Annotated in this window: 11 protein-coding genes; 6 read left to right on the top strand and 5 right to left on the bottom strand. The window is 74.6% G+C overall.

Features of this window, described 5'->3' with window-relative positions; translation table 11 throughout:
* Positions 1–57 precede the first annotated feature (57 nt).
* From HDA34_RS08980 to mnhG, 6 genes are read left to right on the top strand one after another with little or no spacing between them, the layout of a single operon-like run.
* A complete protein-coding gene (locus HDA34_RS08980) occupies positions 58–3,156 on the top strand; it encodes a Na+/H+ antiporter subunit A (RefSeq protein ID WP_101967510.1) in 3,099 nt (1,032 codons plus the stop codon).
* Positions 3,153–3,713, top strand: coding sequence for an NADH-quinone oxidoreductase subunit K (locus HDA34_RS08985; RefSeq protein WP_010080214.1), 561 nt, complete (start codon positions 3,153–3,155; stop codon positions 3,711–3,713). The genes HDA34_RS08980 and HDA34_RS08985 overlap by 4 nt, the downstream gene beginning before the upstream one ends.
* Positions 3,710–5,341 (top strand): Na+/H+ antiporter subunit D, encoded by a 1,632-nt coding sequence (locus HDA34_RS08990; RefSeq protein ID WP_101967511.1) that lies wholly within the window; start codon positions 3,710–3,712, stop codon positions 5,339–5,341. The genes HDA34_RS08985 and HDA34_RS08990 overlap by 4 nt, the downstream gene beginning before the upstream one ends.
* Positions 5,328–5,945 (top strand): Na+/H+ antiporter subunit E, encoded by a 618-nt coding sequence (locus tag HDA34_RS08995; protein WP_101967512.1) that lies wholly within the window; start codon positions 5,328–5,330, stop codon positions 5,943–5,945. The genes HDA34_RS08990 and HDA34_RS08995 overlap by 14 nt, the downstream gene beginning before the upstream one ends.
* On the top strand, positions 5,945–6,283 hold the full coding sequence (locus HDA34_RS09000; RefSeq protein WP_036317163.1) for an MrpF/PhaF family protein: 339 nt from the start codon (positions 5,945–5,947) through the stop codon (positions 6,281–6,283). The genes HDA34_RS08995 and HDA34_RS09000 overlap by 1 nt, the downstream gene beginning before the upstream one ends.
* Complete coding sequence (mnhG, locus tag HDA34_RS09005; RefSeq protein WP_036340024.1) at positions 6,280–6,687, top strand: monovalent cation/H(+) antiporter subunit G; 408 nt, start codon at positions 6,280–6,282, stop codon at positions 6,685–6,687. Before HDA34_RS09000 ends, mnhG begins: the two co-directional genes overlap by 4 nt.
* 77 nt (positions 6,688–6,764) lie before the next feature.
* Here the strand turns inward: mnhG and HDA34_RS09010 are convergent, their stop codons facing one another.
* The 5 genes from HDA34_RS09010 to HDA34_RS09030 form a co-directional block, all read right to left on the bottom strand.
* Entirely contained in the window at positions 6,765–7,043 is a 279-nt protein-coding gene (locus HDA34_RS09010) for a DUF4235 domain-containing protein (RefSeq protein WP_036317169.1), read from the bottom strand.
* A 77-nt stretch (positions 7,044–7,120) separates the two neighbouring features.
* Positions 7,121–8,122 (bottom strand): aminotransferase class IV, encoded by a 1,002-nt coding sequence (locus HDA34_RS09015; RefSeq protein ID WP_101967513.1) that lies wholly within the window; start codon positions 8,120–8,122, stop codon positions 7,121–7,123.
* A gap of 63 nt (positions 8,123–8,185) precedes the next feature.
* Positions 8,186–11,464: an MMPL family transporter gene (locus HDA34_RS09020; protein ID WP_134377245.1), complete on the bottom strand. Its 3,279-nt coding sequence runs from the start codon at positions 11,462–11,464 to the stop codon at positions 8,186–8,188.
* Between the two features lie 161 nt (positions 11,465–11,625).
* Positions 11,626–12,138: a nucleoside/nucleotide kinase family protein gene (locus HDA34_RS09025; RefSeq protein WP_049146213.1), complete on the bottom strand. Its 513-nt coding sequence runs from the start codon at positions 12,136–12,138 to the stop codon at positions 11,626–11,628.
* Positions 12,135–12,611 carry a MarR family winged helix-turn-helix transcriptional regulator gene (locus tag HDA34_RS09030; RefSeq protein ID WP_036317223.1) on the bottom strand — a complete coding sequence of 159 codons (477 nt, stop codon included), beginning with the start codon at positions 12,609–12,611 and terminating at the stop codon, positions 12,135–12,137. The genes HDA34_RS09025 and HDA34_RS09030 overlap by 4 nt, the downstream gene beginning before the upstream one ends.
* Positions 12,612–12,666 lie beyond the last annotated feature (55 nt).

Here is a 12,666-nt window from a genome sequence, read left to right on the forward strand (position 1 = left end):
GCGCATCCCTCCGCTAGTCTGGACAGGACCCTCGCCCGTGCCTGACGAAGGGACCGCATGCTCGTCACCCTGACCGCGCTCTTCGTCGTCGCGCTCGCCGCCCCGGTGCTCTTCCGGTGGACGGGACGTCAGGGCTTCTACCTCCTCGCCGCGGTCCCCGCCGCCGGCTTCGTGTGGCTCCTGACCCAGCTGCCGCACGTGTTCGCCCTGCAGGAGGCGCTCGACGCGGGCCGGCCGATCCCGGCCTCCGCGGCCCACCTGGACCGCAGCGTGCCGTGGGTGCCGTACCTGGACATCGAGCTCGCCTTCCGCATGGACGTGCTGGCCGCGTTCATGTCCCTGATCGTGCTGGGCGTCGGCGCGCTGGTGCTGGCGTACTGCGCCCGCTACTTCCGCGAGCACGAGCCGCGCAACGCGGTGTTCGGCGGCCAGCTGCTGGCCTTCGCCGGCGCGATGTTCGGCCTGGTGACCACGGACGACCTCATGGTGCTCTACACCTTCTGGGAGATCACCTCGGTCCTGTCCTTCCTGCTGATCGGCTACTCGGGCCACCGCATCTTCGCCCGCCGCTCCGCCATCACCGCCCTGATCGTCACCACGTTCGGCGGCCTGGCCATGCTGGCGGGCCTGATCATGCTGGCCCACGCGGCCGGCTCCTGGCGGATCTCCGGCGTGCTGGCCGCGGCCCCCCGCCTCCTCGCGGACGACGGCGGGCGCGTCCTGCTCGAGGTCGCCGTCGGGCTCGTGCTGATCGGTGCGCTGACCAAGTCCGCCCAGGCGCCGTTCCACTTCTGGCTGCCGGGCGCGATGGCCGCCCCGACCCCGGTCTCGGCCTACCTGCACGCGGCCGCGATGGTGAAGGCCGGCGTGTTCCTCGTGGCCCGCCTGGCCCCCGCCTTCCACGAGCTGGCCACGTGGCAGGTGCTCGTGCTCGGCCTGGGCCTGTGGACCCTCATGCTGGGCGGCTGGCGGGCCCTGCGGCAGACCGACGTCAAGCTCGTGCTCGCCTACGGCACGGTCTCCCAGCTCGGCTTCCTCATGGTGGCCAACGGGCTGGGCGTCCGCGACGCAGCGCTGGCCGGCCTCGCGATGCTCCTGGCGCACGCCCTGTTCAAGGCCCCGCTGTTCATGGTGGTCGGCATCATCGACCACGAGGCCGGCACCCGCGACCTGCGCGAGCTCTCCGGCATCGGCCGCCGCCACCCCGTCCTCGCCGCCGTCGCCGTCCTGGCCGCCGCCTCGATGGCCGGCCTGCCCCCGTTCTTCGGGTTCGTGGCCAAGGAGGCGGTCCTGCAGAGCCTGACGGACCACGGCGCGGCCCACGGCGGCCCGCTCGCGTGGGCGCCCCTCGTGCTGATGGCCGCGGGGTCCGTGCTCACCGTGGCCTACACGTGGCGCTTCCTCTGGGGTGCCTTCGCCACCAAGCGCACCCCCGAGGGTGCCCCCGTGCCCGCCACCCGCTTCCACACGCGCGTGACCTTCCTCGAGCTGGCCCCCGCCGGGCTGCTGGCGCTCACCGGTCTGGTGCTCGCGGTCCTGCCCGGGCCCCTCGAGCACCTGCTGGCCGCCCACACGGCCACGATCCCGGCCCTGGACCCGGCCGCCTCTCCGGCGCACCTGGCCCTGTGGCACGGCTGGACGCCCATCCTCGCCCTCTCCGCGGGGATCTGGGTGCTCGGCGCGCTGCTCGCCCTCGGCCGGCCGGGAGTCGAGGCGTTCCAGCGCCGCGTCGAGTTCCCGGTCGACGCCCTGCGCACGTACCGGAAGATCACCGGCGCCCTCGACGAGGTCGCCATCTGGGTCACGGGCCGCACCCAGACCGGCTCGCTGCGCCGCTACCTGGCCATCATCCTCACGACGGCGGCCGGCCTGCCCGTCGCCTTCCTCCTGTTCCCCGCCGGGCGGGAGGACCGCCTCCTGGCCACCGCGTTCCTCGACGGGGACATCATCTGGGCAGAGAGCCCGGCGCAGCTGGTCATCGTCCTCATGATCGCCGTGGCCACCGTGTTCGCCGTCCGCGCCCGCCGCCGCTTCAAGGCGATCATGCTGGTGTCCGTGACCGGCTACGGCGCCGCCGCCCTGTTCGCCCTGCGCGGCGCCCCGGACCTCGCCATCACCCAGGTGCTCGTGGAGACCATCATCCTGGTCACCCTCATCCTGGGCCTGCGCGTGCTGCCGCCGGACTGGTACGACCGCCGCACCGGCTCACGGCGGCTGGGCCGCCTGGCCGTGGCCGTCGGGTTCGCGCTGACCATGATGTGGATCGCCGCCACCGCGCTGGCCGCCCGCACCGCCGAGCGCATCTCGCTGCCCATGCCGGAGCTCGCCTACACGGACGGCTACGGCGCCAACGCCGTGAACGTCACCCTCGTGGACATCCGCGCGTGGGACACGTGGGGCGAGATCACCGTGCTGGCCGCCGCCGCCACCGGCGTGGCCTCCCTGATCTTCCTGCAGCACCGCGACGGGCGCACCCGCAGCATCGACGACGTCGCCCCCGGCTCCGTCGGCGACTTCGGCGCCGACTCCTCGCTCGGGGCCCGCGAGCTGTCCGTCGTGCGCAGCTTCGCTGTGGACGATCGCAAGGGCCAGTGGCTCGTGGCCGGCCACACGATGGCCCCCGAGCGGCGCTCGATCATCCTCGAGGTCGTCACCCGCTTCATGTTCCCGATCATGATGCTGCTCTCCGTCTACTTGCTGCTGGCCGGGCACAACACCCCCGGCGGCGGCTTCGCCGGCGGCCTGCTCGCAGGCCTGGCCCTCACGCTGCGCTTCCTCGCCGGCGGCCGGTACGAGCTGCAGGAGGCCTCCGTGATCCCGGCCGGGCCCATGATCGGCCTGGGCCTGGCGATCGCCACGCTCACCGGGATCGCCCCGCTCTTCTTCGGCGGGCAGATCCTGCAGTCCTATGTGGTGGAGTTCACCGACCTGCCGCTGTTCGGCGACGCCCTCAAGCTGGTCTCGGCCACGGCGTTCGACATCGGCGTGTACCTCGTGGTGGTCGGGCTCGTGATCGACGTGCTGCGCTCGCTCGGCGGTGAGGTGGACCGCCGGGGCGAGGAGGCCCGCCGCGCCCGCCTGCGCGCCGCGGCCCGCCGTCGTCATCCGCGCATGCCCACCCCGTCCACCCCCGACGCCCCGGAGGCCGCCCGATGATGACCGTCGACCTGGCCCTGCTCCTGGCGATGGGCGTGATGTTCGCCGGGGGGATCTACCTGGTGCTCGAGCGCAGCCTGACCCGCATCCTGCTGGGGATCATGCTGATCAACAACGGCGCCATCATGCTGCTGTTCCTCGCCTCCGGCGGCGTCGGCCTGGCCCCGCTGTTCGTGCGCGGCCGGGACCCGCACGAGTACGCGGACACCCTGCCGCAGGCGCTGATCCTCACCGCGATCGTGATCGGCTTCGCCGTGGTCGCGTTCCTGACCGCCATGATCTACCGCTCGTGGCTGCTCATCCGCGAGGACGAGGTCGAGGTGGACGCGGAGGACGTCAAGATCGCCCGGATGCCCGCCTGGGACGCGGAGGACGACGCGGAGCTCGTGGAGGAGTCCTCCGAGTTCCTGGACGACGCCGCGGACCCCAACGCCCACTACGAGCACGCCACGGAGTCCCGACCCCACGTGCGCCACGCCTCGCCTACGCCGCCCGCCCGTCCCGGCCCGGCGTCCGCCGTCCGTGCCCACCGCGCCGACGGGGGGCCGCGCCCGTGAGCATCGGCACCCTCCCCCTGACCGACCTGGCCCCGTTGGCCGTCATGCTGCCCGTGCTGGGCGCGGCCGTGACCTTCATGCTCGTGCGTCGCCCCCGCGCGCAGATCACCGTCACGGTCTCCGCGCTCGTGCTCACCCTCGTGCTGGACGCGCTGCTGCTGGCCGCGGTCTGGGACACCGGGGTCGCGGCCGTCCACCTCGGCGGCTGGCCGGCCCCGCTGGGCATCAGCCTCGTGGTGGATCGGCTCTCGGCCCTCATGCTCGTGGTGTCGGCGCTGATCACCCTGGCGGTGCTGCTGTACGCCTCGGCGCAGGGGCTGATCAACCGGGACGAGGGTGGGCCGGTCTCGATCTTCCACCCCACGTTCCTGATCCTCGTGGCGGGCGTGTCCAACGCGTTCCTCGCCGGCGACCTGTTCAACCTCTACGTGGGCTTCGAGATCCTCCTGACGTCCTCCTACGTGCTGCTGACCATGGGGGGCACCGCCCAGCGCATCCGCGCGGGCATCACCTACGTGGTGGTCTCCGTGCTCTCCTCGGTGGTGTTCCTGATCGCGATCGCGATGATCTACGCGGCCACCGGCACCGTGAACATGGCGGACCTGGCCGTGAAGCTGGGCGAGCTGCCCACCGACGTGCAGATGGTCCTGCACGTGCTGCTCCTGGTGGGCTTCGGCATCAAGGCGGCCGTGTTCCCGCTGTCCTTCTGGCTGCCGGACTCGTACCCCACCGCGCCCGCCCCGGTGACCGCGGTGTTCGCGGGCCTGCTCACCAAGGTGGGCGTGTACGCGATGATCCGCACCGAGACGCTGCTCTTCCCGGGGGAGCACGTCAACGCGCTCCTGCTCGTGGTGGCCGCGCTGACCATGGTGGTGGGCATCCTCGGCGCGCTGGCCCAGACGGACATCAAGCGCATCCTGTCCTTCATCCTCGTCTCCCACATCGGCTACATGATCTTCGGCCTGGGCCTGGCCACGGAGGCGGGGCTGGCGGCCACCGTGTACTACGTGGCCCATCACATCACCGTGCAGACCACGCTCTTCCTCGTCACGGGTCTGATCGAGAACCGCGCCGGCACCGCGAACATCGACCGCCTCGGGTCCCTGGCGAAGGTCTCCCCGTTCGTGAGCGTCCTGTTCCTCGTGCCCGCGCTCAACCTCGGCGGCATCCCGCCGTTCTCCGGCTTCCTCGGCAAGGTCGGCCTGCTGCGCGGCGGCGTCGAGCAGGCCACGCCCCTGGCCTACACGCTGGTGGGCGTGTCCCTGCTCGTGTCCCTGCTGACCCTGCTCGTGGTGGTGCGCGTGTGGACCCGCGCGTTCTGGCGCCGCGTCGAGGACGTGGAGCACCCGCCCGCCCAGCTCGTGGCCGCCTACGAGCGGGCCGTCGCCCGTGGCGAGCGCCCCCGCCCGCTCGAGCCGGGCCTCGTGCTGCCCACCACGGCGCTCGTGGGCCTGACGCTGGTGTTCACGGTGGCCGCCGGTCCGCTGTTCGCCCTGGCCGACGAGGCCGCCACGGACATGCTCGACCGCTCGCCCTACATCGCGGCGGTGCTCGACGACGCCGCGGCCGAGCGGGCCGCGGCCACCCTCAGCGTCGACCCGACGGAGGTGCACGATGCCCGGAAGTGACTCCGCCCGCCGCGGCGTGGTGCGCCCCGACGGGATCCGGGGCATCGTGGCCCAGTGGCCGCTGATCCTCGTGATGGTGGCCGTGTGGTGCGCCCTGTGGCAGGACTTCGCTCCGCACGTGGCCCTGACCGGCCTCGCCTTCGCGCTGCTGATCATCGGGCTCTTCCCGATGCCGGACATCCCGTTCAGCGGCCGTCTGAACCCCTGGTGGTCCCTCGTGTTCACGGTGCGGTTCCTCGTCGACGTCGTGCGCGCCTCAGTCAACGTGACCGGGACGGTGCTGCTGCGTGGCCGCCGCGCCCGCGGCTCGATCGTGGGCGTCCCGCTGCGCAGCCACGACGACCTCATCATCACGCTCGTCAGCCACGCCCTGGCCCTGGTGCCGGGCTCGATCGTGCTGGACGTGGACCGGGTCCGCTCCGTCCTGTACCTGCACGTGCTCGACGCGACCACGGACGAGGACGTGGCGGGCTTCCGCGCCAAGGCCCTCGACGTGGAGGCGGGCATCATCCGCGCCGTCGGCACGCGTGAGGACCTCGAGCTGGTCCGCCGCTTCCCGAGTTCGGCGCCCCCCGCCGCCCGCCCCCCGAAGGAGGAGGCCTGATGGACCCCATGGACCTGGCCACGTGGGCCGGCGGGGCGCTGCTCGTGGTCGGCGCCGTCGGTGCGCTCTACCGGATCGTGCGCGGCCCCTCGCTGCTGGACCGGGCGGTCGCCACGGACGTGCTGCTCGTGGTGTTCTCCGGGATGCTCGTCCTGGAGATGGCCGTGCACCGCCACACCCACCACGTGGTCCTCGTGGTGCTGGCCGCCGCCGTCGGCTTCGTCGGCTCGGTGACGGTGGCGCGCTTCGCGGAGGACCGGCGCCCGGACCACTCGCTCGAGGACCAGGCGCGCGTGCCCGGCACCACGGACGTGCCGGGCGGGGAGGAGGGCCGATGACCGAGACCGCCACGCTCCTGGACTGGCTGGCCGCGTTCCTGATCGTCAGCGGCGCCTTCTTCTCCCTGGTGGCCGGCGTGGGCCTGCTCGTGCTGCCGGACCTGCTGGCCCGCATGCACGCCGCCGCCAAGCCGCAGGTCCTCGGCCTGCTGCTCATGCTCGCGGGGCTGGCGATCGAGTGGCGCTCGTGGGTGTGGCTGCCCGTGCTGTTCCTGGCCTGGGTCACCCAGATGGTCACGGCCCCGGTGGCCTCCCACCTGGTGGGCCGCACGGGCTACCGCACCAAGCACGCCCGCCGTGAGCTGCTGCACCGGGACGAGCTGGCCGCCGTCGTCCGTCGGGCCGAGCCCCCGGCGGACCCCGGGCCGCGCCGCGCCGGCGCCCGGCCACGCGGGCGCCGCTGACACCACCCCGCACAGCACGACGGCCGCCGTCCGGATCCCTCCGGGCGGCGGCCGTCGTCGTGGTGGTCGCGGGCGGCTCAGACCTCGTGGTCCACGCGGTGCGCGGTGGACTCGGACACCTTGCGGATCGCGGCGCCGGCGCCGCGCTGGCCGGCGACCTTCAGCAGTGCCGCGACGCCCGCGGAGATGAACGCGAAGGACAGGGCCTCGACGAGGGGCAGCGTCTCGTCGGCCGCGTCGTCCGGGGCGCTGTGGCCGGTGACGAGCCGCCAGCCGCCCGCGACCACGCGGGAGCCGACGATGCCGCCGACCAGCGTGATGCCGGCGGACAGGGCCTTCTGGACGAGCGTGTTCATGGTGCGCCTTCCGTGGTCGGGGATCTCACGTGCGGTTGCGGCCGCGGCCGACGACGTCGGACGGGCCGGTCCCCAGCCTAGCCCGCGGTGGGCACCGGGTCGCCGCTGACGTGCCGGCCGGGATCGCCGTCGGCGTCCAGATGGGCCTGCAGCATGCCGGTGAGCTCGTGGTCCACGGGGATCTCGACGCCGTCGACGGCGCGCACCGGCAGGACGCCGCGCACCGAGGAGACGAGCCAGACGCCCTCGGCGCCCTGGAGGTCCGCCGGGACGAGCGGGCCGTAGCCGAGCTCCCAGCCGTCCGCGTGGGCGGCCGCGAAGATCACGGCCTGGGACGTGCCGGCGAGGATGCCCTTCTGGCGCAGCGGGGTGAGGAGACGGCGGACGCCGTCCTCCCCGGTGCGCACGATCAGCACCGTGGAGGTGGGGCCCTCGAGCAGGTAGCCGTCCGCGCTGGTGAAGACGACGTCGTCGGCGCCGTGGTCGCGGGCGTAGCGCAGGGCGGCCATGTTCACGGCGTAGGAGAGGGTCTTCGCACCGGTGAGCAGCCACGGGGAGCGCTCGGGGGCCTGCGAGTCGATGCCGCGGTCCAGCAGCAGCACCCGCAGCCCCCGCCGCCGCTCCTCGTCCTCGACCACTGGGGCCGGGCTCAGCAGCGCCCACGCGGTGGGCGTGGGCACCGCGCCGGGAGCCGCGTCCGGGCCGCGCGTGACGGTCAGGCGCACGGCGAGACGGTCCCCGGGCGCGACGTCGTTGGCCTCGGTGAACGCCCGCAGGCCGAGCGCGACGGCGGCCTCCCACGCCGCCGCCTCGGGAGCGGCCAGCTGCAGGGCGGAGGCAGACGCGGCCAGCCGGCCGAGGTGGGCTCCGAGCTTGCGCATGCGCAGGGTCCCGAGGCCGTCGGCGACCGCGAGCGCGGTCTCGAAGATGCCGTCGCCGCGCGTGACCCCCTGGTCCGTGACGCTCAGGTGCGGGACGGCCGGGTCCGCGAGCCGCGGGGCGGGGGCACCGTCCGCGTCCGTCCCGAGCAGGACGAGGACGGGCGAGCCGGCGGCGGGGGAGAAGGAGGTGGGACGCATCCGCCCAGGATAGACGCCGCCCCCGGCCGATCGGGGCCGGGGGCGGGCGTCAGGCGGGGGCGGTCAGGCCCGGTGGGCGCCGCCGTCCGGGGCGGGGCCGGAGGGGTGCGCCGGGGCGTGGGCGCGCTCGAGCTGGGCGCCCTCCACGTCCACGTCCGGCATGATGCGGTCCAGCCACCGGGGCAGCCACCACGCCGCGTCCCCGAGCAGGTGCATCAGGGCCGGCATCAGCAGCAGCCGGACGACGAACGCGTCCAGCAGCACGCCGAAGGCCAGGCCGAAGCCCATCGGGCGGATCATCGCGTCGTGGGCGAAGATGAACCCGCCGAACACGGAGATCATGATGATCGCCGCGGCGATCACGACGGCCCGGCCCGAGCGCAGGCCGGTCAGCACGGCCTGGCGGGCGGGCAGGCCGTGGGCGTAGGCCTCGCGCATGCCGGAGGCGATGAACAGCTGGTAGTCCATGGCCAGGCCGAACAGCACGCCGATCATGATGGTCGGCAGGAAGCTGAGCACGGGGCCGGGGTTGTGGACCCCGAACACCGAGCCGAGCCAGCCCCACTGGTAGATGGCCACCACGCCGCCCATGGCGGCGAACATGGAGAGCACGAACCCGCCGGTGGCGATCAGCGGCACCAGGATCGGGCGGAACACCAGCACCATGATCAGCAGGGACAGGCCCACCACCACGCCCAGGTAGAGGGGCAGGGCGTCGGAGAGCTTCTCCGAGACGTCGATGAACCCGCTGGTCATGCCGGCCACGCCGAGGTTGGAGGCCTCGCCGGCCGGCTCGGTGGCGCGCAGCTCGCGCACCAGCTCCTCGGTGGAGACGGCGTTCGGGCCCTCCTCGGGCAGCACCTGGAACATGGTGACGGTGCGGTCCTCGTTGAAGCCCGCGGGCACCACGGCGTGCGCGTGCTCGAGGCCGGCGAGCTGCTCGCCCACCGCCAGGCGGGCGTCCTCGGCCGCGTCCTCGTCCAGGCCGGCGGGCAGGTCCACGGTCACCACGAGCGGGCCGTTGTAGCCCTCGCCGAACTTCTCGGCGGTGAGCTCGTACGCAACCTGCGAGTCGGAGCCCTCCGGCTCGGACCCGCCGTCCGGCAGGCCCAGGCGCATCGAGCCGACCGGCAGGGCCACGAGGACGAGCAGGGCCACGGAGGCGAGTGCCGTGGCGAGGGCGGTCGGCGTGGACAGCGTGGCGCGGCGGTGGGCGCGGCGCACGGCGTGGGCGCCCTCGCCGACGGCCGGGGAGGTGTCGGTGAGCCGTGCGCGCTCCCGGCGGGAGAGCACGCGCGGGCCGGCCAGGGCCAGCAGGGCCGGGGTCAGGGTCACCGCCACGAGCACGGCGACGGCCACGCAGACCGCGCCCACCGTGCCCATCAGGCCCAGGAAGCCGATGCCGGTGACGTTCAGGGCCGCGAGGGCGATCACCACGGTCACGCCGGCGAACACCACGGCGTTGCCGGAGGTGCCGGTGGCCAGCGCGATCGACTCGTGCAGGCCCGTGCCGCGACGCAGCTCATGGCGGTGCCGGTTGACGATGAACAGCGCGTAGTCGATGCCCACGGCCAGGCCCAGCATCACCCCGAGCACCGGGGTCACGGAGATCATCTCCACGGCGGAGGAGAACGCGAGCGCCCCGGCGGCGCCCACGCCCACGCCCACCAGCGCGTTGACCAGCGGCAGGCCCGCGCCCACGAGGGTGCCGAGCATGACCACCAGCACGATCGCGGCGACCACGAGGCCCACGACCTCGCCCGGGCCGAGCAGGGAGAGCACGGTGGCGTTGAGCTCCTGGGAGGGATGCACGGCGACGCCGTCGATGTCCGCGCCGGTGAGGGCGCCGGTGACCGCCTCCTTGTCCTCGGCGGTCACGTCCAGGGTCGGCGTTGTGAAGGTGACGATCCCGACGGCGGTGCTGCCGTCCTCGGACACGGTGCGGAAGTCCTCCGCGAGGGCCAGGGTGCGCTCACCGCGTTCGGCCTCGACGCGGCCGTCGTCCAGCTCGGCGCGGCCGTCGGCGAGGTCGGCCTCGGCCTGGTCCAGGCGCTCCGCGCCGGCGGCCAGCTGGGCCCGGCCGTCCTCGAGCTCGGCGACGCCACGCTCGTACTCGGCCCGGCCCTCGTCGATCTTCTGCTGCTGCGCGTCCAGCTCAGCCTCGGCCGCGTCCAGGGCCTGCTGCCGTCCCGCGGCCACCTGCTCGCGGCCGGCCTCGAGCTCGGCCTCGGACTCCTGCAGCTGCTGCCGGCCGGCGGCGAGTCGGGCGGCGCCGTCGTCGGCCTCGGCCTGGGCGGCCGCGAGCTGTTCGGCGCCCGCGTCGGCCTCGGCCTGGGCTGCCTCCAGCTGGGCGCGGGCGGCGTCGGCCTGGTCCTGAGCGGCCGCCAGCTGTGCCTCGGCGGCGGCGAGCTGCGCCTCCTGGTCGGCGAACTGTTCGGTGACCTGCTCCGACGGGATGCCGGCGGCCTCGGCCTCGGCCAGTGCGGCGTCCCGGGCCTGCTCGAGCTCGGCGCGGCCCGCGGCCAGCTGCTCGGCCTGGGCGTCGAGCTCGGCCTGCCCGGCCTCGAGCTCGGTCCACCGGTCGCCGAGCTCGGCCTGCCCGGCCTCGAGCTCCTGACGCCGCGCGTCGAGTTCGGCCTGGCCGGCCTCGAGGCGCTCCGCCTGCTCCTCGAGCTCGGCGCGGCCGGCGTCGAGCTGCTCCTGGCCGTCGGCCACCTTCTGCTCGGCCTCCCGGAGCGGGGCCAGGGCGTCGGCCGGCAGGGCCTCCAGGCCGCGCTCCTCGAGGTCGGCACGCGCGGCGTCGAGCGTGGCCTGCCCCTCGTCCAGCTGGGCGGCGGCCTCGGCGAGGCGCTGCTCGGCCGCGTCGGCCTCGGCCGCGCGCCGCTCGAGCTCGGCCCGGCCGTCCTCGATCTCCTGGCGTCCGTCCGCGAGGCGCTGCTCGCCGTCGGCCAGCTCGGTGCGGCCCTCGTCGAGCCGGGTGCGGGCGTCGTCCCGCTGGGCCTGGGCCTCGAACGGGTCCACGACGCCCTCCACGGCCGGCTGCTCGGCGACGTCGTCCAACAGGGCGGTGATCTGCTCGCGCTGGGCGTCGGTCAGGGGGGAGCCGTCCTCGGTGGTGAACACGACCTGGCCCCTGCCTCGGGAGGCCTCGGGGAACTCCTCCTTGAGGCGGTCCGTGACCTGGGCGGTGGGCGTGCCGGGGATGGTGACGGTGGAGGAGAGCGTGCCGCCGAAGGCGAGGAACCCGCCGACGGCGAGGGCCAGGGCGAGCACCCAGGCGAGGATCACGAGGAGGGGGCGGCGGGCGGCGCCGAGGCCGAGACGGTAGAGCAGTGTCGCCATGGGAAGGGGAGGTCTCCGTGCGTTGGGGTGGGACGCGGCCGGACGCGGCGCGCCGCCTCCGATGCTACACCTAAGCAGAGCGAACCGCTCCGGTCCCGGCGCCGGCGCCCGGCCGGCCCGCACGCAGACCCCGACGCCCCCGACCCCGGGCGGCGTCGCGGTCAGGCGGAGGGCGGGTGCAGGACCAGGTCCGCCGCGGCGCGCGGGGCATGCCGGGCCAGGTAGTCCTCCTCCTGTGCGGCCCAGCGGTCCCAGTGCGGGGCGAAGGTCTCGCCGTCCCGGGCCAGCGCCCGCGTGCGCCGCGCGGGGGTCTCGAGCTCGAGCCACACCGCCAGGTCGAGCAGCGGTCGGGCGGCGGTGCTGAGCGCGCCCACGCCCTCGCACACCACGACGTCGGCCGGCGCGGTCCGCCGCGGCGGACCGGGGGCGGCGCGGTGCCAGTCCCACGTGGTCCAGGCCGCCGTGCCCCGCTCCCGCAGCGCGCGCACGACGGCCGGGTAGGGGCCGTCGTCGCCCACCGCCGCGGCCAGCCCGTCCCAGCCCCGGTACATGGACTCGATCTCGATCACCTCGACGCGCGCGAACGGTGCGATCCGGGCCGCGAGCGCGGCGGCGAGGACGGTCTTGCCCGACCCCGAGCGGCCGTCCAGGCCGATGAGCGCCGGTCGGGTCACGGGTCCTCCGGGGCGGGGTCCGTCAGTGCGGCGGTGGCCGCCTCGAGCACCCGCACCGCGGCCCGCAGCTCCGCGGCGGAGAACCCCTCGAGGGCGGCGCTCAGCCGCTGGGACATCGGTTCGAACGCGCGCTGTCCGTCGCGGCGGGCCGTGTCCGTGTGCTCCACCAGCACGCGCCGCCGGTCGCCCTCGTCCCGGTGGCGGCGGACGTGGCCCGCGGCGGCCAGGCGGTCCACGAGGGCGGTGGCCGAGGCCCGGGTGAGGTGCAGGTGGGCGCCGAGGTCCGAGGCCGTGACGGGCTCACCGGCCGCCGCGCGGGCCATCAGGTACGCGAGGGCTCTGAGGTCCGTGCGGTGCAGGCCGACGCCGCGGCCGGCCTCGTCGACGGCGTGCTCCGCGCTCTCGCTGAAGACGCGCAGCGCGTGGACCACGGCGAGGTGCTCCGCGGGGGCGGAGGGGGGCTGCGTGGTCATGGCCGGGAGTCTAGCCAGCCCCCATGGTTGTTTGATCATCGAACCATCCCCTACG

This window comes from Micrococcus luteus (assembly GCF_014138885.1).
GTDB classification, from domain to species: Bacteria; Actinomycetota; Actinomycetes; order Actinomycetales; family Micrococcaceae; genus Micrococcus; species Micrococcus luteus.